The sequence below is a fragment of the Microbacterium sp. AG1240 genome (genome assembly GCF_003635115.1).
Classification (GTDB): Bacteria; Actinomycetota; Actinomycetes; order Actinomycetales; family Microbacteriaceae; genus Microbacterium.
Genome location: NZ_RBXJ01000001.1, coordinates 387359 through 413556, shown reverse-complemented (window position 1 = coordinate 413556; position 26198 = coordinate 387359). Strand labels below are relative to the sequence as shown.

At 71.7% G+C, this 26198-nt stretch carries 27 protein-coding genes; 10 read left to right on the top strand and 17 right to left on the bottom strand.

Features of this window, described 5'->3' with window-relative positions:
* Positions 1-88: 88 nt before the first annotated feature.
* Complete coding sequence (locus DEU34_RS01915; protein ID WP_121148392.1) at positions 89-1357, top strand: alpha-hydroxy acid oxidase; 1269 nt, start codon at positions 89-91, stop codon at positions 1355-1357.
* Between the two features lie 84 nt (positions 1358-1441).
* Here the strand turns inward: DEU34_RS01915 and DEU34_RS01910 are convergent, their stop codons facing one another.
* From DEU34_RS01910 to DEU34_RS01900, 3 genes are all read right to left on the bottom strand, one after another.
* Positions 1442-2599 carry a cystathionine gamma-synthase gene (locus DEU34_RS01910; protein WP_121148390.1) on the bottom strand — a complete coding sequence of 386 codons (1158 nt, stop codon included), beginning with the start codon at positions 2597-2599 and terminating at the stop codon, positions 1442-1444.
* The gene (locus tag DEU34_RS01905) at positions 2596-3615 is read right to left on the bottom strand and encodes a pyridoxal-phosphate dependent enzyme (RefSeq protein WP_121148388.1); all 1020 of its coding nucleotides are present in this window, start codon (positions 3613-3615) and stop codon (positions 2596-2598) included. The genes DEU34_RS01910 and DEU34_RS01905 overlap by 4 nt, the downstream gene beginning before the upstream one ends.
* Before the next feature lie 147 nt (positions 3616-3762).
* Positions 3763-4116, bottom strand: coding sequence for a hypothetical protein (locus DEU34_RS01900; protein WP_121148385.1), 354 nt, complete (start codon positions 4114-4116; stop codon positions 3763-3765).
* A 212-nt stretch (positions 4117-4328) separates the two neighbouring features.
* Here DEU34_RS01900 and DEU34_RS01895 point away from each other — a divergent pair, with 212 nt between their 5' ends.
* Positions 4329-4775 (top strand): helix-turn-helix domain-containing protein, encoded by a 447-nt coding sequence (locus DEU34_RS01895; protein WP_259460002.1) that lies wholly within the window; start codon positions 4329-4331, stop codon positions 4773-4775.
* 15 nt (positions 4776-4790) lie between these two features.
* Here DEU34_RS01895 and DEU34_RS01890 read toward each other — a convergent pair whose 3' ends face one another.
* The 8 genes from DEU34_RS01890 to DEU34_RS01855 all read right to left on the bottom strand — a co-directional run bounded on the left by DEU34_RS01890 (position 4791) and on the right by DEU34_RS01855 (position 11202).
* Positions 4791-5123 carry a hypothetical protein gene (locus DEU34_RS01890; RefSeq protein WP_121148380.1) on the bottom strand — a complete coding sequence of 111 codons (333 nt, stop codon included), beginning with the start codon at positions 5121-5123 and terminating at the stop codon, positions 4791-4793.
* Between the two features lie 100 nt (positions 5124-5223).
* Positions 5224-6678, bottom strand: a complete 1455-nt coding sequence (locus DEU34_RS01885; protein ID WP_121148377.1) for an NAD(P)/FAD-dependent oxidoreductase — start codon at positions 6676-6678, stop codon at positions 5224-5226.
* Entirely contained in the window at positions 6675-7160 is a 486-nt protein-coding gene (locus DEU34_RS16400) for an SRPBCC family protein (protein ID WP_121148375.1), read from the bottom strand. The genes DEU34_RS01885 and DEU34_RS16400 overlap by 4 nt, the downstream gene beginning before the upstream one ends.
* Positions 7161-7203: 43 nt before the next feature.
* Positions 7204-8214: an SDR family oxidoreductase gene (locus DEU34_RS01875; RefSeq protein ID WP_121148372.1), complete on the bottom strand. Its 1011-nt coding sequence runs from the start codon at positions 8212-8214 to the stop codon at positions 7204-7206.
* Between the two features lie 71 nt (positions 8215-8285).
* Positions 8286-8777: a metallophosphoesterase gene (locus tag DEU34_RS01870; RefSeq protein ID WP_121148370.1), complete on the bottom strand. Its 492-nt coding sequence runs from the start codon at positions 8775-8777 to the stop codon at positions 8286-8288.
* Between the two features lie 51 nt (positions 8778-8828).
* On the bottom strand, positions 8829-9497 hold the full coding sequence (locus tag DEU34_RS01865) for a triacylglycerol lipase (RefSeq protein ID WP_121148367.1): 669 nt from the start codon (positions 9495-9497) through the stop codon (positions 8829-8831).
* Complete coding sequence (locus DEU34_RS01860) at positions 9494-10279, bottom strand: alpha/beta fold hydrolase (RefSeq protein ID WP_121148365.1); 786 nt, start codon at positions 10277-10279, stop codon at positions 9494-9496. The genes DEU34_RS01865 and DEU34_RS01860 overlap by 4 nt, the downstream gene beginning before the upstream one ends.
* 35 nt (positions 10280-10314) lie before the next feature.
* The gene (locus DEU34_RS01855; RefSeq protein WP_121148361.1) at positions 10315-11202 is read right to left on the bottom strand and encodes a carbohydrate kinase; all 888 of its coding nucleotides are present in this window, start codon (positions 11200-11202) and stop codon (positions 10315-10317) included.
* Positions 11203-11306: 104 nt separating this feature from the next.
* Here DEU34_RS01855 and DEU34_RS01850 point away from each other — a divergent pair, with 104 nt between their 5' ends.
* Entirely contained in the window at positions 11307-12278 is a 972-nt protein-coding gene (locus tag DEU34_RS01850; RefSeq protein WP_121148358.1) for an LLM class flavin-dependent oxidoreductase, read from the top strand.
* Between the two features lie 3 nt (positions 12279-12281).
* Here DEU34_RS01850 and DEU34_RS01845 read toward each other — a convergent pair whose 3' ends face one another.
* The 5 genes from DEU34_RS01845 to DEU34_RS01825 all read right to left on the bottom strand — a co-directional run bounded on the left by DEU34_RS01845 (position 12282) and on the right by DEU34_RS01825 (position 17573).
* Complete coding sequence (locus DEU34_RS01845; protein WP_121148355.1) at positions 12282-13211, bottom strand: SDR family oxidoreductase; 930 nt, start codon at positions 13209-13211, stop codon at positions 12282-12284.
* Positions 13212-13331: 120 nt separating this feature from the next.
* Positions 13332-14171: a helix-turn-helix transcriptional regulator gene (locus DEU34_RS01840; RefSeq protein ID WP_121148353.1), complete on the bottom strand. Its 840-nt coding sequence runs from the start codon at positions 14169-14171 to the stop codon at positions 13332-13334.
* A gap of 84 nt (positions 14172-14255) precedes the next feature.
* Positions 14256-15437, bottom strand: coding sequence for an acyl-CoA dehydrogenase family protein (locus tag DEU34_RS01835; protein WP_121148351.1), 1182 nt, complete (start codon positions 15435-15437; stop codon positions 14256-14258).
* On the bottom strand, positions 15434-17032 hold the full coding sequence (locus DEU34_RS01830; RefSeq protein ID WP_121148348.1) for an AMP-binding protein: 1599 nt from the start codon (positions 17030-17032) through the stop codon (positions 15434-15436). Before DEU34_RS01830 ends, DEU34_RS01835 begins: the two co-directional genes overlap by 4 nt.
* 70 nt (positions 17033-17102) lie before the next feature.
* Positions 17103-17573 carry a MaoC family dehydratase gene (locus DEU34_RS01825; protein WP_121148346.1) on the bottom strand — a complete coding sequence of 157 codons (471 nt, stop codon included), beginning with the start codon at positions 17571-17573 and terminating at the stop codon, positions 17103-17105.
* Between the two features lie 102 nt (positions 17574-17675).
* Between DEU34_RS01825 and DEU34_RS01820 the strand changes: the two genes are divergently transcribed.
* The gene (locus tag DEU34_RS01820) at positions 17676-18137 is read left to right on the top strand and encodes a MarR family winged helix-turn-helix transcriptional regulator (RefSeq protein ID WP_121148343.1); all 462 of its coding nucleotides are present in this window, start codon (positions 17676-17678) and stop codon (positions 18135-18137) included.
* Here DEU34_RS01820 and DEU34_RS01815 read toward each other — a convergent pair.
* Positions 18134-18439: a DUF3253 domain-containing protein gene (locus DEU34_RS01815; protein WP_121148341.1), complete on the bottom strand. Its 306-nt coding sequence runs from the start codon at positions 18437-18439 to the stop codon at positions 18134-18136. The genes DEU34_RS01820 and DEU34_RS01815 overlap by 4 nt on opposite strands.
* A gap of 743 nt (positions 18440-19182) precedes the next feature.
* On the opposite strand from DEU34_RS01815, the gene DEU34_RS01810 reads away from it, so the two are divergent.
* The 6 genes from DEU34_RS01810 to DEU34_RS01785 are packed head-to-tail and all read left to right on the top strand — an operon-like array spanning position 19183 to position 26181.
* Positions 19183-20394, top strand: a complete 1212-nt coding sequence (locus tag DEU34_RS01810) for an inositol-3-phosphate synthase (RefSeq protein WP_183042311.1) — start codon at positions 19183-19185, stop codon at positions 20392-20394.
* Complete coding sequence (locus tag DEU34_RS01805; protein ID WP_121148336.1) at positions 20391-21254, top strand: SCO3242 family prenyltransferase; 864 nt, start codon at positions 20391-20393, stop codon at positions 21252-21254. Before DEU34_RS01810 ends, DEU34_RS01805 begins: the two co-directional genes overlap by 4 nt.
* On the top strand, positions 21251-22684 hold the full coding sequence (locus DEU34_RS01800; protein WP_121148333.1) for an EboA domain-containing protein: 1434 nt from the start codon (positions 21251-21253) through the stop codon (positions 22682-22684). Before DEU34_RS01805 ends, DEU34_RS01800 begins: the two co-directional genes overlap by 4 nt.
* Positions 22685-22712: 28 nt before the next feature.
* Positions 22713-23597: a TatD family hydrolase gene (locus tag DEU34_RS01795; protein ID WP_121148331.1), complete on the top strand. Its 885-nt coding sequence runs from the start codon at positions 22713-22715 to the stop codon at positions 23595-23597.
* Positions 23598-23599: 2 nt separating this feature from the next.
* Positions 23600-24760, top strand: a complete 1161-nt coding sequence (gene eboE, locus DEU34_RS01790; protein WP_121148328.1) for a metabolite traffic protein EboE — start codon at positions 23600-23602, stop codon at positions 24758-24760.
* On the top strand, positions 24757-26181 hold the full coding sequence (locus DEU34_RS01785; RefSeq protein ID WP_121148326.1) for an alkaline phosphatase family protein: 1425 nt from the start codon (positions 24757-24759) through the stop codon (positions 26179-26181). The genes eboE and DEU34_RS01785 overlap by 4 nt, the downstream gene beginning before the upstream one ends.
* The last annotated feature ends 17 nt before the right edge of the window (positions 26182-26198 follow it).

Sequence of the window (26198 nt, the reverse complement as noted above, 5' to 3'; positions counted from 1 at the left end):
CCTCGCCGATTCGATCCGAGAATCTGACCCGTTGCGCCCTCTCTCCGCGTAGAGTGTGGTCAGACCACATCCAACCGAAGGACATCCCATGGTCACGCGCCAACTCCCCCAGGTCGGCGAGCTCCTCGAACTGATGCAGTTCAAGAAGCCCGACCTGAATCTGAAGCGTCGCCGCCTCGAGTCGGCGCTGACGATCGACGACCTCCGCGTCATCGCGAAGCGCCGCACGCCGAAGGCCGCCTTCGACTACACCGACGGCGCCGCGGAGGGCGAGCTCTCGCTCGAACGCGCGCGACAGGCGTTCCGCGACATCGAGTTCCACCCCGACGTGCTGCGTCCCGCCGCCGACGTCGACACCTCCACGACGATCCTCGGGGGCCCCAGCGCCCTGCCCTTCGGCATCGCACCGACCGGGTTCACGCGTCTCATGCAGACCGAGGGCGAGAGCGCGGGAGCGGGCGCCGCGGCCGCCGCCGGCATCCCGTTCACGCTCTCCACGCTCGGCACCACGTCCATCGAAGACGTGAGACGTGCCAACCCGACCGGACGCAACTGGTTCCAGCTCTACGTCATGCGTGACCGCGACATCTCCTACGGGCTCGTGGAGCGCGCAGCGAAGGCCGGCTTCGACACCCTGCAGTTCACCGTCGACACCCCGATCGCCGGCGCACGGCTGCGCGACAAGCGCAACGGGTTCTCCATCCCGCCGCAGCTCACCGTAGGCACGATCGTGAACGCGATTCCCCGCCCGTGGTGGTGGATCGACTTCCTCACCACGCCCAAGCTCGAGTTCGCGTCGCTCTCGACCACCGGCGGCACGGTCGGCGAGCTGCTGAACGCGGCCATGGATCCGACGATCAGTTACGACGACCTCGACGTGATCCGCTCGATGTGGCCCGGCAAGCTCGTCGTGAAGGGCGTGCAGAACGTGGAGGACTCGAAGCGGCTCATCGACGCCGGGGTCGACGGCATCATCCTGTCCAACCACGGCGGGCGCCAGCTCGATCGCGCGCCCATCCCGTTCCACCTCCTCCCGCACGTCGTGCGCGAGGTCGGCGCAGACGCCACGGTCATGGTCGACACCGGCATCATGAACGGCGCCGACATCGTCGCCTCCGTCGCCCTCGGCGCGAAGTTCACTCTGATCGGCCGCGCCTACCTCTACGGCCTCATGGCCGGCGGGCGCGCGGGCGTCGACCGCACGATCGCCATCCTCCGCACCGAGATCGAGCGCACCATGGCCCTCCTCGGCGTCTCGAGCCTCGACGAGCTCGAGCCGCGCCACGTCACGCAGCTCGCGCGTCTCGTGCCGGTGTCGTCATCGACCGCGCAGGCCGCCGCGGCGCTCGACGCCTGAGCCGGCTCCACACCGAAACGCCCCGATCCACTCTCCCCCGCCGCAGCGGGGTGTGGATCGGGGCGTTGTCGTGTGGATGCGGCGTCAGAGACCCGCGAGCGCCTGCTCGAGGTCGGCGAGCAGGTCCTCGACCGACTCGATGCCGACCGAGAGACGGATGACCTCTTCGGGGACGGCGAGCTCCGTGCCGCGCACCGACGCGTGCGTCATCTCGTCGGGGTAGTTCAGCAGGCTCTCGACGCCGCCGAGCGACTCGGCGAGGGTGAAGACCCGCGTCGACTCCGCGAAACGGCGGGCGGCCGCCGCATCCGCCAGGGCGAGTGAGACGATGCCGCCGAACGCCGACATCTGGCGGGCGGCGATCTCGTGGCCGGGGTGCGAGGCGAGTCCCGGGTAGTACACCCGGGCGACGGCGCCGTGACCGGCGAGGAAGTCGGCCACGGCCTGACCGTTCTCGCTGTGCCGCTGCATGCGGATGCCGAGCGTCTTGATGCCGCGCGTCGTCAGCCACGCGTCGAGGGGACCGGAGACCGCGCCGGCCGCGAACTGCAGGAACTTCGCCTTCTCGGCGAGCTCGTCGTCGTTGAGCACGAGCGCCCCGCCGACGACGTCGGAGTGACCGCCGAGGTACTTCGTCGTGGAGTGCACCACGACGTCGGCGCCGAGGGCGAGGGGCTGCTGCAGCGCCGGCGAGGCGAACGTGTTGTCGACGACGACCAGGGCACCGGCGGCGTGAGAGACGCGGGCGAGCTCGGCGATATCGGTGATCCGCAGCAACGGGTTGCTGGGGGTCTCGACCCAGACGATCTTCGGCGCGCGCTGGTCGATGGCCGCGGCGACGGCATCGGCGTCGCTCATGTCGACGACGCGCAGCTTCACTCCCCACGGACCGAGGATGCGGGCGATGAGGCGGTAGGTGCCGCCGTAGACGTCGTTGCCGAGCAGCACCTCGTCGCCGGGCTGCAGCACGGCCCGCAGAAGCGCGTCTTCGGCGGCAAGGCCCGAGGCGAACGACAGCGCGTGGCGCCCGCCCTCGATCGCCGCCAGCTGCGTCTGCAGCGAGGTGCGGGTCGGGTTGCCGCTGCGCCCGTACTCGTATCCCTGGCGCAGGCCCCCGACGCCGTCCTGCGCGTAGGTGGTGGAGAAGTGCACGGGCGGGATGACCGCGCCCGTCGCCGGGTCGAACTCCTGGCCGGCATGCACGGCCAGGCTGTCGAATCCGCGAATGTTCTCGGTGGTCATGAGCGGTTCTCCGATTCGGGTGCGGATGCTGCGGGGGTGGATGCGGCGGACGGCGGGGCGTCGATCGCGTACCCGCGCGCCGTCATCCAGTCGTCGTCGAAGACCTTGCTGAGATAACCGCGACCGTGGTCGGGGAGGAGGACGACCACGACGGCGTCCTCGGGCAGGTCGCGCGCGGCGCGGAGGGCGCCGACGACGGCCATGCCGCTGGAACCGCCGACGAGCAGCCCCTCCTCGCGTGCCAGGCGCCGCGTCATCGCGAACGACTCGGCGTCGGGGATCCGGTGCAGCTCGTCCACGACGCCGGGATCGTAGGCGGGCGGCCAGAAGTCTTCGCCGACGCCTTCGACGTCGTAGCCGTGCACCGGGCCGCCGGTGTAGATGGAGCCGACGGGGTCGACGCCGACGATGCGCACGCTCCCGCCGGATGCTTCACGCAGGAATCGGCCGGTGCCGGTGATGGTGCCGCCCGTGCCGACGCCGGCGACGAAGTGCGTCACCCGTCCGTCGGTGTCGCGCCAGACCTCAGGCCCGGTCGACTCGTAGTGGCTGCGGGGCCCGTTCGGGTTGGCGTACTGGTTGGGCTTGTACGCTCCGGGAATCTCGGAGACCAGGCGGTCGGAGACGTTGTAGTACGACTGCGGGTCTTCCGGGTCGACGTCGGTCGGTGTCACCACGACCTCGGCGCCGTAGGCCCGCATCACCGCGCGCTTGTCCTCGGCGACCTTGTCGGGCACGACGAAGACGCAGCGGTATCCCCGCTGCTGCGCGACGAGGGCGAGCCCGACGCCGGTGTTGCCGCTGGTCGGCTCCACGATGGTGCCGCCCGGGCGAAGGAGCCCGTCGCGCTCGGCTGCATCGATGATGTTGGCGGCGATACGGTCTTTCGACGATCCACCGGGGTTGAAATACTCCACCTTCGCGAGCACCGTGGCACGGATGCCGTCGGTGACCCGGTTGAGCTGGACGAGAGGGGTGTTGCCGACGAGGTCGGTGACGGTGCGGGCGTATCGCACGGAGTGCTCCTGGGGTGAGCCGCGCGGAGGGCGCGGAGATCTGTCGGGGTCGGTGAAAGTAGAGAGCTCAGCGACAACAGCGACAGTTCAGCACACACCCACAGTACACACCCCGCACCCCGCGGGGTAGCGCGGGTTCGGCGGCGATCAGACCTTCGCGGAGCGGCGGGTGCGCGGTGCGCGGGTCTCGACGACCTCATCGGCGAACGCGTCGAAATCGACGATCAGGCCCGCCGTCGAGCTGGCGTCGTTGGCCAGGCTCTTGAGGTGCTCGGGATCGAGCAGTTCCGGCTCGGACGAGGTGAAGACGAAACGCAGGGGGATCGACGGCTGGATCCAGATCGTCGAGCGACCGCGAGGGGTTCCGGCGTCGTGTCGCCACGACAGCGTGAAGCTCTCACCGCGGCGGAGCTTCGTGGCCACGACGACCTTGACGTGGGCGAGCACGCGGTCGGGCATCTCGATCGGCTGGTCCGTGCTGCCGTAGAACAGTTTGCCCATCGGATGCTCCTTCGTTCAGCGCGCGAGTCTGCGCGGTCAAGCGGTCCGTTGCGTCATGTGCGACCGCCGGCGGCTGTCACCCCTCCGGGGCGGGACCCTCATGAAGAACAGTACAGTTATCTCAGTAATTTAGCTAATCTCTTTACATCTTCGGCTCACTACCTATGCTGATAACGTGGGCGCGGTCGCCCGAACGAACAGAAGGAGGACGCGTGAGCAAGTCACTGACACCGTCACCCCTCCGGCGCGCTCTGCAGAAGTACGTCGATGCTCGTCACGCCGCGATGATCGAGGCGCGCCGCGAGCTGAAGATCGGCGAACTCGACGCCCGCGCGCTGCTGTTCATCGCCGACAACCCGGGCGCGCGACCGACGCAGCTGCGGGAGTACCTCGGCATCACCTCCGCCGGAGTGACCACCCTCATCGATCGGCTCGTCGAGCGTGAGGCCGTGCGGCGAGACGTCGACCCCGACGACCGGCGCGTGAACCGCATCACCGTCACGGTCGACCTCGGCGAGCTGCCGTGGTCGGCGTTGCAGCAGTTCGACAACGACTTCGACCGGGCCGTCGCCGCCGGCGACCGCGAGCACACCGCCCACTTCGCCCGCACGCTCGACGACTTCACCGCCGCCGTCGCGTCGATGGCCCGCGCGTCCTGACGCCGGGCCGCTCGATCAGCCCGAGACGCTCTGCGACTTCGCCTGGAGGAACGAGCACAGGACGGACGCGATCGAGAGTTCGGACGCGAGGCCGTGCAGACCCGCCGCGTCGAGAACCACGGCATCCTCCCGCGGCTCGAGGGTGACGACCCAGCGATGCGACCCCTGCGATTCGGGCTGGATGTAGGTCACGGTCGACGCGTTGTGAAGGCTCACCGCGACCAGTCCGGTGTTCGAGCCGTCTTCACCGTCCTGCGGGAGCACCTTCAACGTGCCCGTCACCGGGTAGCCGAGGGCGTGGAACTCGTCGAGCCACTCCTGCAGCGTGTCCTGGCTTCGGAACGGCATCCGCGACCCCTCATCTCCCCCGGCTGAGACCGCCGTATGGCTCCATTATGGGGGTCGTGGGGCGCGCCGGGAACCGGGATCCCCGACCGTCGAGACGAGCTCAGAACGGCGCCAGCGACGGCTCCGCCCGCGTGCCGAAATCGTGGCGGAGCGCGCTGAGCGCGGCGCGCCAACCGACCAGCCCGGTGACGCCCGGGCCGGGGCTGACGGACGCCGAGCAGAGGTAGACCCCGGGCACGGGCGTGTGCCACGGGTCGGAGCTCAGCACGGGACGCCGCAGGAGTTGATCGAAGGTCGGCGCTCCCGCGGAGATGTCGCCCCCGGGGTAGTTCGGGTTGTAGCTGGCGACGTCGACCGCCGACCGCGAACTCGTCGCGAGGATGGTGTCGCGGAAGCCCGGCGCGAAGCGCTCGATCTGCCCGATCACGGCCTCGGCGCGGTCGGCGTCGCTGCCGGCGGGAACGTGCGTGTAGGTCCAGAGCGTGTGGGCGCCCTCGGGGGCGCGTCCCGCGTCGAACAGGGACGGTTGCGCGGCCAGCACGTAGGGACGCTCGTGGAGCCTGCCGCGCGAGACGTCGTTCTCCGCCTCGGCGACCTCCGCGCGCGTGCCGCCGACGTGCACCGTTCCGGCCCGTCGCACGTCCGGATGGGTCCAGGGCACGGGCTCGGACAGGGCGAAGTCGACCTTCGCGACGCCGCCGCCGTAGCGGAAGCGCTCCATCTTCGCGCGGTAGGACCGCGGCATCCGATCTCCCGCGAGCCGCACGAACGCATCGGGGGTGACGTCCAGCAGCACCACCCGCGACGAGGGCAGCTCGTCGAGCGATGTCACCTCGTGGTCGGTCACGACCTCGCCCCCGTGGGCGACAAGGTCGGCGACCATCGCGTCGACGATCGCCTGGCTGCCGCCGCGCGGGATCGGCCACCCCCGCGCGTGGCCGTAGGCGGCGAGCGCGAGGCCCGCGCCGGCCGCCGCGAGGCTGGGCTGGTGGAGGATCGTGTGCGCCGCCACGCCCGTGATCATCGCGGGGGCGGTCTCTTCGCGGAACGGGGCGTTCCACCACGGACCGCCCTGGGCGATCGCGCGCAGACCGAAGTTCATGACGGTGACCGGATGCCGCGGTACGCGCAGCAGCGTCGACCCGGTGAACTCCGCCACCCGCGACGCGCGCTCGGCCAACGGGCGCATGAGCAGGTCGTAGGCGGCGCCGTCGCGTCCGAGGCTCTCGACCGTGCGGGCGAGGTCGAGGTACGCCAGACCCGCGCGCCCACCGTCGAGGGGGTGGGCGTACGAGACCTCGGGTACGACGAAATCGACGCGCGAGCCGAGCTGGAACTCGCGGAAGAACCGCGACTCGAAGGCCATGGGGTGCACCGCGGAGCAGACGTCGTGCAGGAAACCGGGGAGCGTCAGCTCGGTCGTCGAGGCCCCGCCGCCGATGAGCGACGCGCGTTCGTACACGCGCACGTGCAGTCCCGCTCGAGCCAGCGTCACGGCTCCCGCGAGGCCGTTGGGACCCGACCCGACGACGATCGCGTCGAACTCGTCGGTCACTCGCCGTCCTCGGCGATCTCGCGCTCCGCGGTCGAGGATCGGGCGTGGAGCGCGCGTCCCTCGGCGAGGTAGGCGAGACGGTGGAGGGTCTCGGCGTTGCGGATGTGGAGCCCGATGTCCATCAGGGCGTCGGGCACGAGCTTCCCGGGCCCGGCGACGGCCTCCTCCTGGATGCGCACGACGCACCCGTCTCCGCGGGGTTTGACATCGACCGTCACGAGGGCCTCCCCCACCGGCCATCCCCGCGCCCGAAGAACCGCGCGACGCGGCGGATCCCAGTGCAGCGACACCGTCGTGTCGTCGATCAGGACGGGCCAGACTCCGAACGAGTGGTGGAGGTGAGACCCCACCTCCGGCCACGCGTCGTCGACCTCGCGCATGCGCGACGAACCCACCACCCACGAAGGGAACAGCCAGCCGTTCGCGATCACCGCGAACACGTCGTCGGGTGAGCAGTGGAGCACGCGTACGTTCGAAGACATCCGATTTCCTCCCGTTTCGGCTGAGCGAGTGGCGATCCGGTGATCAGCGCCGTCGTAGTGCGAGTGCTCCCCCGATGGCTGCGACGGCGGATCCGGCGACGCCGGCCCCCGCGAGCAGACGCCGGTGGTGGATCGCCCACGTCTGAATACTGCCCGACTTGGCCTTGTCGTCGAAGATGCCGCGCGCGCCGTGGTCGCCGGCGACCGGCTCGTACAGGTTCGCCGGAAGCTGCGGGTCGGTGTGGTCGGGCGAGAGCTGACCGCTCCACGCCGTCTTCGCGAGGTACCAGTCCATGAAACGACCAGCGAACCGCGTTCCGAGAACGAGGCCGACCGTGGGAAGGCCCACCCAGGTGCGTCGGCGCGGGGTGTCTGCGACGTCGGCGACCGCGCGCGCGCCCACTTCGGGCTGGAAGATCGGCGGCACGGGCTGCGGGTGCTCGGCGAAGTCGGACTTCACCCAGTTGAACTGCACCGTGTTGAGAGCCGGCATGTCGACGATCGAGATCGCCACCGGGATGCCGTCGTGCGACAGCTCGGCGATGACGGCGTCGGTGAAGCCGTGGATCGCGTGCTTGGCCCCGCAGTACGCCGCCTGCAGCGGGATCCCCCGATGGGCGAGAGCAGATCCGATCTGGATGACGTGACCGCGACCGCGCGGAACCATCCGGCGCAGTGCCGAGCGCGTCCCGTTGACCACGCCGAGATAGGTGACGTCGGTGGCGCGCTCGAAGTCCTCCTCCGTCGTGTCGAGGAACGGCGAGATGGTGCCGGTCATCGCGTTGTTGATCCAGAGATCGATGCCACCGAACTCCTCCTCGACGCGGGCTGCCGCAGCATCCACCGCCTTGGCATCGGCGACGTCGACCGAGATGCCCAGGCCCCGGCGCCCGGCGGCCTCGATCTCGGCGACGGTCGCCGCGAGGCCGTCTTCGCCGCGAGCCAGAACGACCACGTCCCACCCTCGACCTGCCAGCTCGCGGACGGTGGCCCGGCCGAGTCCTGCGGATCCGCCCGTGATGACGGCGGTACCTCGTGCGTTCGTGTCGCTCATTCTGCCGAGGCTACGCACGACGGATGCTGCGGCCCCCCGTCTTGCCAGGGTGCCCGCGGGCGGCTAGGGCCTCAGAGGGTGACGAGCCGCACGTCCGCGAGGGCCCCGTCGTCGACGACGAGGGTCATGTACGTGTGGTGCGGCTGCCGACGACGATCGGTGGGCGAGCCAGGGTTGAGAAGGCGCAACCCACCGCCCGAGGTGTCCCACGGGATGTGGCTGTGACCGAAGACGAGCACGTCCGTGTCGGGGAAGGCGACGGGCATCCTGCGCTCCCGCGATCTGGCGTCGCCCGTCTCGTGGATCACGGCGAACCGCACGCCCTCGATCTCGCGCCGGGCGATCTCGGGCAGGCGCGCGCGGAGGTCGTCGCCGTCGTTGTTGCCCCACACCCCGAGCACCTCGCCGTGGCGCTGCAGCTCGTCGAGCACGCCCTCGCTCACCCAGTCGCCGGCGTGGACGATGAGGTCGGCCTCGTCGGCGGCCTTCACCACCGCCGCGGGCAGCACCCGCGCCCGGCCCGGGATGTGCGTGTCGGAGATGAGCAGCATCCGTGTCGCCATACCTCGACGCTACCCCCCACCGGTTCGACGATCGGATGCGGCGCGGAGCCGTCAGTCGGCGAGCACGGCGAGCTCGGCCAGCACCCGGGGGTGGGCGAGGATGCGGAAGTGGCCGCCCGTCTCGAGCCGCACGTTCTTCGCCCCGGCCAGCTCGCTGCCCTCGGGGATGTGCGGATCGAACCGCCCGTACACCGACACGATCCTCGCGTTCACGGCCGTCTCCCGCGCGAGTGCACGGATCGTCGCGTCACGCGGGGAGAAGATCCGCAACGTCGGCGCGAGCACCATGAGCCGGGCATAGCTCGAACCGCCGAACGGGGTCGCGACGGCGAGCATCCCCCGCACCCGGCCGGCAGCGGGGCCGAACGCCATCGCCTGCTTGCCGACCAGACCCCCCTTGCTGTGCGCCATGAGCACCACGTCGGAGAGGTCGTGCTGCTCGAGGTACTCCGTCACGCGCTCGGCCATCTCGACCACCGGGCGCTCGTTGCGCCGCAGCAGATCGATGACGTGCACCGGGTGCCCGCGCCCGTGCAGCTCCTCGATCAACGGCTGCATGAACTTCCACGTCTCGTATACGCCGGGCAGCACCACGATCGGCGTGCGGTCGCCGGAGAGGAACATCGCGGGGTCGGTGCGATGGAAGAACGCACGCACCTGCCACACGACGGCGTAGGCGTAGTCCCTCGCCCACCAGACCGGGACGCGAAGCGGATTCACCCTCGACCCTCGACGCGCTCGGCGACGAAGACGTCGATGGCGGAGGCGACCGACCGCGGCGCCGTCTGCTGCACCACGTGGTGGTGCCGGGGCACCTCGACGAGCATCCCGTCGACGGCGGCGTCGCGCAGACGCCGGCACCAGTCGAGCCCGGCCACCGGATCGCTCCCGCCGCGCAGCACCAGGACCGGCGCGGTCACCGCCGCCACGCGCTCCTCGATCGGATACGACAGCATGTGCCGCACCTGCGTGAGGTACCACCGCGGCCCGCACCGCACGTAGTCGCTGAACACCCGATAGTTGATCGCCGGCGGCTCTCCGAACGACTCGATCGTCAGGGCGAGGGCCTGTGCGGGGAGCGAGCGATGCCTCTCGTCGGCGACCGGTCCCATCGCGACGACGCCCCGGACGAGATCGGGGCGCTGCGCGGCGAGCTCGACCGCCCACTGCGCTCCCATCGAGTGGCCGACGAGCACCACCGGGCCGCTGTCGATCCCGTCGAGCACCGTGCCGAGCAACTCGGCCATCGCCGGGATGTCGAGGTCTCGCCCCGGCTTGGGCAGCCCCCCGAACCCGGGCAGATCGATCGAGTGCACGTCGGCCTCCTCGGCCAGCCGCGCGTGCAGCTTCGTCAGGTATCGGTGCGACATGCCGATCCCGTGGACGAGCACGAACGGGACGCCGGGATCGGCGGCCGACGACTCCGTGGTGAGGACGCGGAACACGGCGCCGTCGAGATCGACCCGGCGCTCGACGGCGGGGAAGGCGAGCGGTCGCGTCATCGGGCAACCGTACCCCGCCGGAGCGGATCGCCCGCTCAGAGTTCGCGGGCCCAGGGGAGATCGGCGCCCGCGCGTGAGACGGTCAGCGCGGCGGCGCGGATCGCGTCGCCCCCGATCCGCTCGAGGGCGTCCCGGTCGAGGTCGGCACTCCCGGATGCGGCGACCGACGCGACCAGCGACGCCATGAACGTGTCGCCGGCGCCGATCGTGTCGACCACCGCGACCCTCTCGGCCGGGATCGTGAGCCGTTCGGTGCTCGTCGCGATGATCGCGCCCTCGCCGCCGAGGGTCACGGCGACCAGTCGCGGACCGAGTGCGAGGATCGCGTCGACCACGGCGTCGGGAGACGCTCCGGGGTAGAGCCACGCCGCATCCTCATCGCTGAGCTTGACCACCGTCGAGAGACGGGAGGTGGCTTCGAAGGCGGCGAACGCCGCGGCGTGCTCGCCGACGAGCGCCGGCCGGATGTTCGGGTCGAACGTGACCTCGCCCGCCGAGGTGTCGCCGAGCGCTTCGCGCACCGACGTGGCTCCGGGCTCGAGGAACGCCGCGACCGACCCGGTGTGGAGCACCCGCGGGCGCAGATCGGCGGGCACGACGAACGGGTCCCATGCGAGATCGAAGGCGTACGACGCCTGGCCGTCGGGGGCGATCCGCGCGCGCGCCGTCGACGTCGCATCCGAGGCGAACGACTCCCGCGGCACGACCACGCCCGACTCCTCCAGGTGGGCGGCGATCCGCGCTCCCCGGTCGTCTCTCCCGAGCTGGGTGACGAGCGCGACGCCGACCCCGCGGCGGCCGAGACCGAGCGCGACGTTCGCGGGACTCCCGCCGACGTGCTCGGTCGTGCCGTCGCGAGACTCGACGATGTCGATGAGCGCTTCGCCGATGACGACGACGTCGGGGGTGGGGGCGGTGCTCATGGACTCTCCTGTGACGGTCGGGGGCCGCGTCCCTCGAATCTACGCGGCGGGCCTCGGGGGCGTTGCCATAATGGGGTGCCCCGTTCCACGAAAGGCGGACGACGATGAGCCCTGAGCATGTGGGAGTGATGCTGCCCCGCGATCTGCCGGCCGGCGAGGTCGTCTCCTTCGCCCGCAGGGCCGAGGAACTCGGATTCGACGAGCTGTGGGTCGTCGAAGACCTGGGCTTCCGCGGCGGTATCGCCCAGGCCTCGGCCGTCCTCGCCTCGACGCGTCGCATCACGGTCGGCGTGGGCATCCTCCCCGCCGGTGCACGCAACGTCGCCTTCACCGCGATGGAGATCGCCACGCTCGGCGAGCTCTTCCCCGGCCGCGTGATCGTGGGCGTCGGCCACGGCATGCCGCACTGGATGCGCTCGCTCGGGGTGTGGCCGAAGAGCCCCCTCACGCTGCTGAGCGAATACACGGCCGCGCTGACCGCTCTTCTCCGCGGCGAGCCGACCCCCGAGGCCGGTCGCTACGTCGACGTGGCGGGCCTGCGTCTCGACCTCGTCCCGTCGACGCCCCCGCCCATCGTGTGGGGCGTCCGCGGTCCTCGATCGCTCGCGGCGGCGGGGCGGGTCGCCCAGGGCGTCGTGCTCGCCGAACCGTCGGCGCCCGCCTACATCCGCGCGTCGATCGAGACCGCCGCGTTCGACACCGGACGCACGGATGCTGCGGCGCCGATCGTCGTCGCTTACGACATCGCCGCCGTCGCCCCGACGGATGCTGCGGCGCGCGAACTCGTGCGGCCGACCCTCGGCGTCGTGGGCGAGCCCGACTGGCACCCGCACATCGCGCCCCTGCCGTTCGCCGACGATGTCGTGGCGCTGCGCGAACGGACGGGCAGCCCCGAGGCGTTCGCCGCCGCACTCCCTGACGAGTGGATCGAGGCTCTCACCCTCGCGGGCACGGCCGACCGCGTGCGCGCCGGGATCGCCGCCCGCCACGCGGCCGGTGCGACGAGCGTCGTGCTCACCCCGGTCGGTGCCGACCGCTCCGCCGCGCTCGACGACCTCGCCGGCGCCCTCGGCTAGGAGTCAGACCGCGAACCGGGCGCCGACGAGGCTCTCCGACGCCTCCCACAGCCGACGCGCGTCGGCCATGCTGCGCATCGGTGCCCAGAACTCCTTCCGAGCGGGCCTGCCCCCGATCCCACGGATCGGACCGTAGAACTCGTCGCCCAGGGCCGCCGGGTCGGTGGCCGCCATGAGGGCGGGAAGCGCTGCGGTCTCGGGGGTGCCGGCGATGCCGAGACGCGAGAGAAGACCGACCACCCGTCGCCCGCCGGTGTCCTTCTCGCGACCCATCCCCGGCTGGGCCGCGAGAAGGTTGGTCGGCGAGATGCCCGGGTGCGCCAGGTTGCTCGTGATCGCCCACTGCCCCTCGCGGCTGCGCGCATCGAGCTCACGGGCGAACAGGGCCACCGCGAGCTTCGATTGGTTGTACGCGGCCATCCCGTCGTAATGGTCGCGCCCGTCCAGGTCGTTCCAGCCGATCGCCCCGCTGCGGGCGGCGATGCTCGTCTGGTGCGTGATGCGCGCTGTCCCCTCGCGCAGCAGCGGCATCAGACCCAGTGTGAGCGCGAAGTGCCCGAGATGGTTCGTGCCGAACTGCAGTTCGTGTCCATCGCTCGTCTCCTGCCGGCGGGGCGGCTGCATGACGCCGGCGTTGTTGACGAGCAGGTGGATCGGACGCCCCTCGGCGCGGAGCTCGTCTACGAGGGCGCCGACCGAGTCGAGCGAGGACAGGTCGAGCACGCGCGTCGAGACCGATGCCGCGGGGACCGCCGAGCGGATCCCGTCGGCGGCTCGCTCCCCCTTCGCCGGCGAGCGCACCGGCATGACCACCTCGGCGCCCGCGCGGGCCAGGCGCGTGGCGATGACGTGCCCGATCCCGTCGCTGGCGCCGGTCACGACGGCGATCCTTCCCGTGAGGTCGGGGATGGTGATATCGATGCGGCGTGCCATGAGGACTCCTCGGTCGTGCGGCCCGGAGCCGCGAAAAGCGATGTACCTCGATGCTCGCTCCGCGGCGTCCGGATATTCAGGGCCTGACGATCCACGGATGCGGGGAGCACCCCACGGGCGTCACGACAGCGACGACGCGCCGACGACGGCGAGAAGCTCGAGCTTCTCGTAGCTCTCGCTGCCCGGCACCGCCGTGTAGACGAGCAGCCGGTGCGACTGGTCGGGGTCGAGGAGCGTCTGGCACGACAGTTCGAGCTCCCCCACCACGGGATGGCGGAAGCGCTTCACGTCGGGCGGACGCATGCCGACCTCGTGGGCGTCCCAGAGACGCGCGAACTCGTCGCTCTCGCCCCGCAGTCGAGCGGCGAGGCGGGCGGCCCGTGAATCTTCTCCCCGCATCGTCGCGATCTCTCGCAGCCCCGCCGTGTAGAGGCGGGAGAGGTGCGCGCGATCCTCGACCGGGTAGGCCTCCTGCGACGCCGGCTCGGTGAACCATCGGTAGCCCAGGCTGCGCGCCGGCCCGATGCGCTCGCTCGCATCGCCCAGGAGGGCGACCCCGAGCGGGGTCTGGCGCAGAGTCTCGCCCAGTTCGGTGACGATCTCGGCGGGGGTGTCGTGGAGACGATCGAGGATGCGCAGGAGCCCCGGGCCGACGAAGTCGCTGTCCGCGCCGCGAGCCGGCGCGTTGTGGCCGGCGAGGCGGAACACGTGGTCGCGCTCATCGAGCGACAGGTGCAGCCCCTGCGCGATCGAGGCGATCATCTGCTCGGACGGGTGCGGGCCGGTGCCCCGTTCGAGCCGCGCGTAGTAGTCGGTCGACATGTGGCACAGCGCCGCGACCTCCTCGCGACGCAGCCCCGCGGTCCTCCGGCGTTGCCCGCGCCCGAGCCCCACGTCTTCGGGCTGCAGCGATTCGCGTCGACGCCGCAGGAACGTCGCCAACCCCGAACGATCGATCATGCGCCCCTCCTCCGGCGGGATCGGCCCGCCCTGTCGTTCCTACACGCGTGATGACCCGGCCGCCAGGACTCGTCGATCCACCCCTCAGCGCGTGAAGGCGCTCAGCCCCGTCACCGCCCGCCCCACGATCAGGGTGTTGATCTCGCGGGTGCCCTCGTAGGTGTAGACGGCTTCCGCGTCGGTGAAGAACCGCGCGACGTCGTTGTCGATGACGATCCCGTTGCCGCCGACGACCTCGCGAGCCCACGCCACGGTCTCGCGCAGGCGATCGGACAGCCATACCTTGGCCAGGGCGGAGTCTTCGTCGCGCGAGACTCCCGCCTGTCGCCGCTCGGCGAGACGGACGGCCATGCTGAGCGACGCCGTGATGTTCCCCAGCATCCGCACGAGCTTGTCCTGCACGAGCTGGAACCCCGCGATCGGGCGTCCGAACTGCTCGCGCGACAGCGTGTACCGGAGCGCCGCCTCGTACGCCCCGGCCTGCGCACCCGCGGCGATCCAGGCGATATCGGGTCGGAGCGTGCGGAAGAGCGCCGACACGTCGGCGAACGACGACACCCGCTGGAGCCGGTGCGACTCCGGCACGCGGACGCCCTCGAGGGTGATGTCGGAGTTGGTGATCAGCCGCAGCGCGGCCTTGCGCTCGATGGTGGTCAGGGTCATTCCGGGGTCATCGGTGCGGGCGAGGAACACCTTCACCTGGCCGTCGGCGACGTCGCGGGCGAACACCCCGACGAACTCCGAGTGCGCCGCATTGCCGATCCACCGCTTCGCCCCGTCGAGGATCCACTCCTCGCCCTCGCGCCGCGCGGTGGTGGCGAGGCCGCCCGCGACGTCGGAGCCGTGATCGGGCTCGGTGAGCGCGAAGCATCCGGTCATCTCGAACGAGACGATCGCGTCGTCCCACGCCGACACCTGCTCGTCGCTGCCGCCCTGGCGCACGAGCTCGCGGAACATCGCGGTCTGACCGTGGAACAGCATGCCCGTGCTGATGTCGGTGCGAGAGAACTCGAACGCCCGGAAGCCGTTGTACAGCTCCCGCGTGCGCCCGTCGGGCCCGAGCAACGCGGGGTCGTCGACGAGCCGCAGGTCGCGCAGCGGTTCGCGCAGGTGCACCGGCGAGGCCGCGCGCTCCCAGAAGTCGGGGAGGATCGGCGCGAGCTGCGTCTCGAGCAGCTCGCGCAGCGACCTCAGCTTGGCGGTCTCGGCATCGGTGAGCAGGTCGGCGAATCCGTAGAGGTCGGAGACGGGGTACAGAGCGGTCACGTTTCCTCCTGGAGAAGTCGGGCCCGGAGCGCGGCCAGGTCGACCTTCCCGCTCCCGGTGCGCTCGAGATCCGTCACGACGAGCAGCCGCTGGGGCTTCTTGTAGCCTGCCAGCTCCGCCCCGACGTGGGAGATCACCTCCGAGCGGGAGAGGGACGAGGGGTGCTCCACCGCGATCGCCGCGGCGACGACCTCCCCCCATCGTTCGTCGGGGATGCCGAACACCACGGCGTCGAGCACCGCAGGGTGCCGGAGCAGCGACTCCTCGACCTCGGCGGGGAACACCTTCTCTCCCCCGGAGTTGACGACCGTCGCGCCGCGGCCGAGGAGCTCGATGTAGCCGTCGGCCTCGACGCGCACCAGGTCGCCCGCGATGATGTGGCGGCGCCCGCGGATCTCGACGAAGTTGGCGGCGGTCTTCGCCGCATCCTTGTAGTACCCGCGGGGCATGCCGCCGGTGAAGGCGATGCGCCCCGTCGCTCCGGGCGAGGACTGCACCTCCGCGAGAGCGTCGTCGAGCACCACCGTGCCCGGGGTCAGCCGGAATCGCGCGGGGAGATCATCGGCCGACCGCGTGATGCCGAGGCCCACCGCCCCGCCCTCGGTGGAGGCGAGGATGTCGGTGATGACGACCGGACCGAGCGCGTGGAGGCGCGCCTTCGTCGTATCGCTGAACCTCATGCCCGAAGACAGCACGGAATCCAGGAGAGGGAGCTCGGTGATACCCACCTCGTCCGCCGCCTCGAGCAGCGGCAGGGCGATCGCGTCTCCCGCGACGGCGACCCGGGTGACGCGCTCGTCGACGATCGCGCGCACCGCGCCCACCGCATCGAATCTCGCCGTCGGCAGTACGACGACGGTGCCGCCCAGGAGGAGCGCGTTGATGACGGTGGTCAGCGCCGTGCCGTGCATGTAGGGCGACAGCGCCAGAGCGACGATGCGCCCGTGAGCCGGGTCCGTCGCGAGCCGGACGACGTCTTCGGGGGTCTCTGGCAACGGGCGTCCCGCGGTGACGTAGGCGTTGTAGACCTGCATCGAGAGCATCTGCCTCACGCTCCACACCGCAGCTTTCGGCGCTCCGGTCGTGCCACCCGTGTACATGAAGAAGTCGCCGTCGACCGGGTCTTCGTACGTCAACGGGGCGCGGGCGAGGTGCTCGCGGAAGTCCACGGCTCCCGGAAGCAGCTCCGCATCCACGTCCTGCACCTGGAGGAGGGCGATCGGCCGGCCGAGGATCGACACCGCCTCGGCGACGACCGGTGCGAGGCTGGCCGCGTAGACGACGGCCGCCGAGTCGGAGTCGTCGAGCAGCCTCGCGACCTCGTGGGCGCGGTAGCGGAAGTTGAGCGAGACGGGGACGATTCCGACCCGGATCGATCCGGCGAACGTCACGAGCCACTCGGGACGGTTGTGGAGCAGGATCGACACCTTGTCGTCACGACGAAGCCCGAGGTCGGCGACGAGCGCGGCGAACCGGGCCGCGGCGTCGTCGAACTCGCGGTACGTCATCGCCCCTTCGCCCACGGTGACGATGGCAGGACGATCGGGGACCGCCTGCGCGATCCGATGCCAGAGGTCGGCGTAGTGCGCCTCCACGATCAGGCCGCCGCTTCGACGAGGGCGTCTGCGGTCGCCTCCGGCGCCGCCGGGGCGAGGGCGGCCGCGCTCACCGGTAGTACCTCAGCACCATGTCGGCCACGCAGGCGGGCTTGGACCCGCCCTCGACCTCGAAGACGACGCGGGCGGCGACCTGCAGCCCCCCGGCGACCTCGTCGACCGCGGTCACCTCCCCCGCGATCCGCACCCGCGAGCCGACCGGTACGGGCGCCGGGAAACGGAGGCGGTCGAGCCCGTAGTTGATGCCCACGCCGATCCCCGTGACCTCGAACACCTCGGCCATCAGGGGCACGACGAGACTCAGGGTGAGATAGCCGTGCACGATCGTGCCGCCGAAAGGCGTCGTCGCCGCCATCTCGGGATCGAGGTGGATCGGGTTGTGATCCCCGGTGAGATCCGCGAAAGCCCTCACCTCCGACTGCGGGATCTCCCGCCACGACGACGGCCCGAAGGAGCGGCCGACGAGGGTGGGGAGGTCGTCCAGCGACACGCTCAGGCGCGCAGCATCCGGTGAGGTCATCTCATTCTCCTTCGAACGCGATTGATGTCAGGCTACCTGCAACTCTCTCGGGTGACATGATGAATTCCGCGGGGCCACTCCGCGGAAGGGACGCCCGAGAACATGCCCGGCGACAGAGGCCTCATCTACCTGCTCAAGCGGACGGAGATGGCCGTGAGACGGCCGTTCATCGACGCTGTCGCCTCGCACGGGCTGAACTACGCGCAGTACACGGCGCTGACGGTGCTCAAACGGCTTCCGGGCCTCACGTCGTCCGACCTCGCGCGCCGATCGTTCGTGCGGCCGCAGTCGATGGCCGAGACCCTGACCCCCCTGGTGGACGCGGGGCTGGCCCGCCGGGATCGCGACCCCGACCACGGGCGGCAGATCCTGCTGTCGATCACCCCGGCCGGCATCGAGAAGATCGACGCGATGGCCGAGACCGTTCGCGCGATCGAGGACGCCATGCTCGGCGACTTCGACGACGACGAGGTCGCCCTCTTCGCCGGCTTCCTGCGCCGGGCGCGCCGGAACCTCGCCGACTCGGCGATCGAGAACCCGGGCTCCCCGACGAAGCGCTCCTAGGCGTCCGGCGTCGATCCCGCGGCCGTAGGCCGGCGGCGGATGCGGATCGGCCCCCGCGCGGTCGCCGGGTCCACGACCTCCCCGCCCTGCGTGATGTCGACGACGCCGGCGGCTTCGAGTCGCGCGGCGGCGGCCCGCGCAGCATCCATCTGCTCCCGCCAGTGCTCACCGCCGACGACCCGCGCGGCCTCGGAGGGGCAGATCGTCGACGTCGCGGCGCGCTGCGCGAGCAGGCCGAGGATCGCGGCCTCGAGATCCCGGTCGGATGCGGCGTACTGCGCTGTCGACGGCTGCTCGGGCATGCCTGATCCTCCCTCCCCCAGCCCCGCGGCTGGTGGGGCTTGCGCCGCACCCCCGACCCTGATCCCCCGGCGCGACCGGGCCCGGGGTGGCCGCGCTGCGGCCCGGCTGGGCCCGTGCTGCCTAGCCCTACGACCTAACTCAGGATGAAACAGCCGCCGCGCCCCGGAAACCCGGCGTGTCGCCGGCAGGGCTGCCATCCATCCTGAGTACGGGCTGTAGCCGGCCCGGAGCGGCGGGCGGGAAGAAGGGTCGGCACGGGGTGCAGCCGTCACGGTGCGGGCGGCAGCAGCCGGCGGGATTTCCCCCGCGCCCACCCCTTCCCAGACCCCGGCGGCCAGGCCCATGCTGCCTGGCCCGCTGCCCGAACTCAGGATGAAACAGCCGCCGCGCCCCTGGACCTCGGCGTGTCGGAGGACGGGCCGCCAGCCATCCTGAGTACGGGCTGCAGCCGGCCCGGAGCGGCGGGCGGGAAGGGTCGGCACGGGGTGCAGCCGTCAGAGGAGGGGTCGGCCGGATGGGGCAGGCAGGTGCGAGGGACGCGGCGAGCGGTCGGGGCGACGGGCGGAGGATCGAGCGTTCGGCGGGCGCGGCGCGCGAAAGCGCGCGCGGCATACCTCACCTTTTATCAAACATCACCGCGACTTCTGCTTGACCGAAGGCATTAGGTCGACATACGGTCGTGTAGCGCCTCAGTCCCCCGCGAAGCGCCCCGCGCACCGCCGCGCACAGAGCAAGGACAATGATGACCGACAGTGCTTCTTCTCCCGATTTCACCACGCCCCGTGTCGGCGCCTGGTTCATCGGAGCCCGCGGGTCGCTCGCGACCACCGCGACCGTGGGCCTGTTCGCCCTCGCCCGCGGAGCCGCCGCTCCGACCGGCCTGACGACCGAGAACGACGAGTTCGACGACGTGCCGCTGGTCGCCCTCGACGACATCGTCATCGGCGGCCACGACATCTACGAGGTCCCGCTCGCGGCGAAGGCCGCCTCGCTCGCCGCCGGCGGCATGTTCTCCGACGCGCTCGTCGACGCGGTGCGCGCCGACCTCGACCGCACCGACGACGACCTGCGCCTCATCGACCTCTCCGGCCCGACCCAGCAGCACCACATCGACCGCATGGCGGCCGACATCACCGACTTCCGCGACCGGCACGGCCTCGCCACGGTGGTGGTCGTCGACGTGTCGTCGACCGAGCCGCTCCCCGCCGACCACCCGGCGTTCCACTCGGAAGAGGCTCTGCGCGATGCCCTCGCCGACCCGACGCAGCGGGTGCTGCCGGCGAGCGCGGTCGCCGCCGCCGCGGCGATCCAGGCGGGCGCCGCCCTCGCCGCCTTCACCCCCTCGACGAGTCTCAACCTCCCCGTGCTGCGCGCCCGGGCCGAGGCGGCCGGCATCGCCTTCGCCGGCCAGGACGGCAAGACCGGCGAGACCCTGCTGCGCACCGTGCTCGCGCCCATGTTCACCGCGCGCAACCTGAAGGTGCGCTCGTGGGCGGGCACGAACCTCCTCGGCGGCGGCGACGGCGCCACCCTGGCCGATCCCGAGGCCGTGCGCTCGAAGCTCGTGTCGAAGAATCGCGGACTGCACTCGCTCGTCGGCGACGACGTCGTGGCCCCCCTCCACATCGACAACGTGCCCGACCTCGGCGACGTCAAGACCGCGTGGGACCACATCAGCGCCGTCGGTTTCCTCGGCAGCCGCGTGACGCTGCAGACGACGTGGAGCGCGTACGACTCGACGCTCGCCGCGCCTCTGGTGCTCGACCTCGTGCGCGTGCTCGCGCTGGCGACGGCGGCCGGCCAGTCGGGTGCGATCGCTGAACTCGGATGCTTCTTCAAAGACCCGTGGGGAAGCGACACCCACGCCTTCGCCGACCAGACCGCCGCGTACGTCGCGTGGGTGCAGCGCACCGGTGTCCTCGTTCGCCTGGCGGAGGAGGTCAGCGCCGGATGACCGGCCGCCTGACCGATCTGCTCGACCTCGTGCGGGCCCCCGCGGCCCTGACCGCCATCGGCGACACCGTCGTCGGCGCGACGAACGCGCGCGGCCGCGCGGGCGTCTCGGCGCTGCCCCTGTCGACCTCGTCGGCCTGCCTGTATGCGGCGGGCATGGCGCTGAACGACTACGCCGATGCCGACCTCGACGCCGTCGAGCGACCCGAGCGTCCGATCCCGTCGGGGCGCATCAGCCGCGACACCGCCCTGAAGGTCGGCGCGGGGCTGACGGCCGCGGGCGTGGGCCTGGCCTTCGCCTCCCGCCGCTCGTCGGGGTGGATCTCGCTGGCACTGGCCGCTTCGATCTGGACGTACGATCTCGTGGCGAAGCCGACCCGCTTCGGTCCGGTCGTCATGGCGGTCTGCCGCGGACTCGACGTGATGATGGGCGCGGCCGGACCCGGGTGGCGACGCGCGATCGTGCCCGCGATCATCGTCGCCGCGCACACCGCCTCGCTCACCGTCATCGCGCGCGGGGAGGTGAACGGTACGACCTCGGCCACCGCCGGCGCCACCGCCGCCGCGAGCGTGGGCGCCGCCGCGGCCTCCGTCGCCGGAGCCGGACCGCACACGACCGCCGCCCTCCTCGGCGGCGCGGGCTACCTCGCCGCCGCTCTGCCGTCGCAGGTGGCGGCCGCACGGCAGCCCGACGCGGAGCACGCACGATCGGCCGCGCGCGCCAGCATCCACGCGATGGTGCCGCTGCAGACCGCGCTCGTCGCGCGCACCGGCGCCGTCGTTCCGACGGCCGTGCTCATCGCGGTGCAGGCAGCGGGACGCGTGCTGGCCAGACTCCGCTCGAAGGGCGACGTGACATGACCGGGCCCGATTGGGTGATCGGGTACGGCACGAACGGCTTCGCCGACCACACCCTGCCCGATGCCCTCGATGTCCTCGAGGGGTCGGGATACCGGGCGGTGGCGCTCACCCTCGGGCACCCGCACCTCGACCCGTTCGCCGACGACTGGCGCGAGGAGGCCCTGGCGCTGCGCGACGACCTGCGCCATCGCGGGATGCGCGTGGTTGTCGAGACCGGCGCGCGCTACCTGCTCGATCCGTGGCAGAAGCACCGCCCGACCCTCGTCGACGTCGAGGCGGAGAAGCGGATGCTGTTCCTCCGCCGCGCCGTCGAGATCGCCGCGGTCCTCGAGGCCGACTGCGTCTCGCTGTGGAGCGGTGTGCTCCCGGGCGAGGTCGCGGCCGAGCGCGGGTGGACGCTGCTCGTGGAGCGTCTCGCCGGTCTGGTTCCCTTCGCCGAGGCCGCCGGCGTCCGCCTCGCGATCGAACCGGAGCCGGGCATGCTGGTGGAGACGGTCGACGACGCGCTGCGGCTGCGAACCGCCCTGGGCGACCCGGTGAACGTGGGGATCACCGTCGATCTGGGGCACTGCGTCGCCGTCGAGCCTCACGGGGTCGTCGGGGCGCTCCGGGCCGCCGGAGACCTGCTCTTCAACGTGCAGGTCGACGACATGATGCCCGGCGTACACGAGCATCTGGAGCTCGGTTCGGGGCAGCTCGACCTCGCCGCGGCTTTCGCGACGCTTTCGAAGATCGGCTACCGCGGGGTCGCGGCCGTCGAGCTGCCCCGTCATTCTTTCGACGCCCCGCGGCTCGCCCGCACGAGCATGGAGGCCATCATGAGCGCCGCATCCCCCGAGCCCCACCCCTGGACCGCAGCCGCCGTCGACACCGTCGCCGCAGACCCCCGCCGGGCACGGCGCCTGTTCGCGGAGGCCGGCCGCGCCGTGGGGCGCGAACCGATCGACCCCGCCGACACCCAGGGCGTCGGTGGGACGGTCGACGACGTCGCCCGTGCCGCGCTCGTGGCCGCCCTCGCCTCGTCCGACGCCGCGGGGGCCGATCTCGTCGCGACCCTCTACCGGGAGGGCGACGACGCCGAGCGCCGCGGCGTGCTGCGCGGGCTCAACCTGCTCGTCGACCGCGACGCCGACCTCGATCCCGAGTGGCAGCGCATCGGTGGCGAGCTCGTCGCAGACGCACTGCGCACGAACGACCCGCGGCTGGTCGCGGCCGCCATGGGCGGCTTCGCCGCCGCGCACCTCGACGACCACGCCTGGCGGCACGGCGTGCTCAAGCTCGTGTTCATGGGCGTCCCCCTCTCGGTGGTCAGCGGACTCGAACGCCGACGTGACACCGAACTGTCGGAGATGGCCGCCCGCTACGCCGAGGAGCGTCGAGCGGCCGGTCGCAGCATCCCCGATGACATCTCCCTCCTCGTCCTCGCCTGACCCGTCCCTCTTCCCGAAAGGCGAACCGATGCGCATCTTCGACCCGCACATCCACATGACCTCCCGCACGACCGACGACTACGAGGCCATGTACGACGCCGGCGTCCGCGCCCTCGTCGAGCCCGCCTTCTGGCTCGGGCAACCGCGCACCACCGTCGGGTCGTTCATCGACTACTTCGACGCGCTGATCGGGTGGGAGAGGTTCCGCGCCGCGCAGTTCGGCATCCGGCACCACTGCACGATCGCGCTCAACCCGAAGGAGGCGAACGACCCCCGCTGCCGCGAGGTGATGGAGCACCTGCCGCGCTACCTGGTGAAGGACGGCGTCGTGGCGGTCGGCGAGACGGGGTACGACTCCATGACGCCCGAGGAGGACGACATCCTCTCGCAGCACCTCGCCCTCGCGATCGAGTACGAACTGCCCGCGCTCGTGCACACCCCTCACCGCGACAAGGTCACCGGCACGCGCCGCACGCTCGACGTGGCGATCGAGTCGGGGCTGCCCGTCGAGCACCTGCTGGTCGACCACCTCAACGAGACCTGCGTCGACATGGTCGCCGACAGCGGGGCGTGGATGGGCTTCTCGATCTACCCCGACACCAAGATGGACGAGCAGCGGGTCGTGGCGATCATGCAGCGCATCGGTCTCGACCGGGTCATCGTGAACTCCGCCGCCGACTGGGGGCGCTCCGACCCCCTCAAGACCGCCAAGACCGGTCGGGCCATGCTCGACGCGGGCTTCACCGCCGCCGACGTCGACCGCGTGCTGTGGCAGAACCCGGTCGACTTCTACGGCCAGAGCGGCCGACTCATCCTCGATCCCGTGCCCGGCTTCGAGCCCGAGCGCCAGGGGCCCGACCTCTTCGAGGGCAACTCCGTGCTGCGCGGAGTCGCGTCGCGTCGCGAGGCCTGAGCGTGGAGCTGTCGTACTGCACCAACGTGCACCCGGCCGAAGACCTCGACGGCATCATCGAGCAGCTCGACGTGCACGCCGGCCCCGTGCGCGCTGCGGCGGGACTCGCCACCCTCGGGGTCGGACTCTGGATCCCGGCCGAGACCGCCGCGGTTCTGGCCGCCGACGCCTCGACCCGCGCGCGGCTGTCGACCGCGCTGGATCGCAATGCGCTCACGCTGCGCACGATCAACGCGTTCCCCTATCGCGGGTTCCACGACGACGTGGTGAAGCTCGCGGTCTACCGGCCCGACTGGACGACCGCCGAGCGCCTGCGGTACACGCTCGACTGCGCGACCCTTCTCGCCGAGCTGCTGCCCGAGGGGGCATCGGGAAGCATCTCGACGCTGCCGCTCGGGTGGCGGGAGGGATGGGATGCGGCGGCCGACGCCGCCGCGGAGGCCGCGCTGGGCGCCCTGGCCGACGGTCTGCGCGAGATCGAACGGCGCACCGGACGCACCGTGCGCGTCGGCATCGAGCCGGAGCCCGGCTGCATCCTCGACGACGTCGCCGACGTGGTGGCCTGGTTGGGCGCCCGCCCGCACCTCTCGGCCGACGGACTCCTGGGCCTGTGCCTGGACACCTGCCACCTCGCCGTGTCGTTCGCCGACCCCGCCGCCGCGGTCGCTGCGGCCGAGCGGGCGGGCGTGCGCATCGTGAAGGTGCAGGCGTCGGTCGCGCTCGAACTGACCGACCCCTCCGCCGACGGGGCGCGGGAGGCCCTCGCCCCGTTCGCCGAAGCGCGCTACGTGCACCAGGTGCGCGCGCGGCCCGCCGCATCCGTCGCCGAGTTCGCCGCCGACGACCTGCCCGAGGTGCTCGCGGCCGACCCCGCGTGGCCGACGGATCGGCCGTGGCGGGTGCACGTGCACATCCCCCTGCACGCGACCCCCGCCCCGCCCCTGCGCGCCACCACAGAGGTGCTGCGCGCCGCCGTCGACGCCGTGCTGCAGACCCCGCACGGCCGCGAGGCGCACCTCGACGTCGAGACCTACACGTGGACGGTGCTCCCCGACCACCTGCAGCCCGACTCGCTCGTCGAGGGCATCGCCGCCGAACTCCGCTGGGCGATCACCCAGCTCGCCCCCGCCCTCACACTCCCCGCAGAGGTCACCCCATCATGAAGAACGTCCTCCTCCTCGACATCGTCGGCCTGACCCCGCGCGCCCTCGCCGCCATGCCGCGGCTGCGCGCCCTCGGCGACCGCGGCCGCACCGTGCAGCTCGAGACGGTCCTTCCGGCCGTCACGTGCAGCGTGCAGTCGACGATCCTCACCGGAACCATGCCGCGCGAGCACGGCATCGTCGGCAACGGATGGTATTTCCGCGGGCTCGGCGACCCGATGCTGTGGCGGCAGCACAACAAGCTCGTCGCCGGCGAGAAGCTGTGGGAGACGGCGCGACGCCGCGACTCGAGCTACCGCGCGGCGAACCTGGGCTGGTGGTACGCGATGGGTGCGACGACCGACGTGACCGTGACCCCGCGACCGATCTACCACGCCGACGGGCGCAAGAGCCCCGACGCCTACGTGCGCCCGGCGGCGTTGCACGACCCGCTCGTGCGCGACCTCGGCGACTTCCCGCTCTTCCAGTACTGGGGGCCGACGGCGACCATCGCCTCGTCGCAGTGGCTCATCGACGCGACCCGCGGCATGCTGAGCGAGCGGTGGGGCTCCCCCGCTCCCGAGCTGGTCATGTCCTATCTCCCGCACCTCGACTACGACCTGCAGCGCTTCGGTCCGAACTCGCCCGAGGCCGACCGCGCCGCGCGCGAGCTCGACACCGCGCTGGCGCCGCTGCTCGACGACGCGGAGGCCCGCGGCTACACCGTCGTCGCACTGGCGGAGTACGGCATCGCCGACGCCGACCGACCCGTCGACATCAACCGGGCGCTGCGGCGCGAGGGCCTGCTCGAGGTGTACGTGCAGGACGGCGGCGAACAGCTCGACCCGTGGACCTCGCGCGCCTTCGCCGTCGCCGACCACCAGGTCGCGCACGTCTACGTTGACGACGAGAGCGACATCGCGCGAGTCGCCTCGTTGCTGCGGGCGCTCCCCGGTGTCGACGAGGTGCTCGACCGCGAGGCGCAGGCCGCGTACGGACTCGACCACGAGCGGTCGGGCGAACTCGTCGTGGTCGCCGAGCCCGGCGCCTGGTTCACCTACTACTTCTGGCTCGACGACGACCTCGCCCCCGAGTACGCGCGCGGAGTCGATATCCACCGCAAGCCCGGGTACGACCCGGCCGAGCTGTTCTTCGACCCCGCCGACCGCCTCGCGAAGGCCAAAGCGGGCCTCAACCTGGTCAAGAAGAAGCTCGGCCTGCGCTACGCGATGAGCACCGTGCCGCTCGACCCCTCGTGGGTGCGCGGCACCCACGGCCGCCTGCCGGAGTCTGCGGCCGACACCCCGCTGCTGCTGTGCTCGGATGCGGCGCTGCTCGACGACAGCGTCACCTCGGTCGCCGCGACCGACGTGCGCGACCTCGTCCTGGCCGCCCACGGTTCGCCGGTGAACGCGCCGACCCGGCGCAGTTCGCGCGTCTGACGCCGCATCCGGCTTCG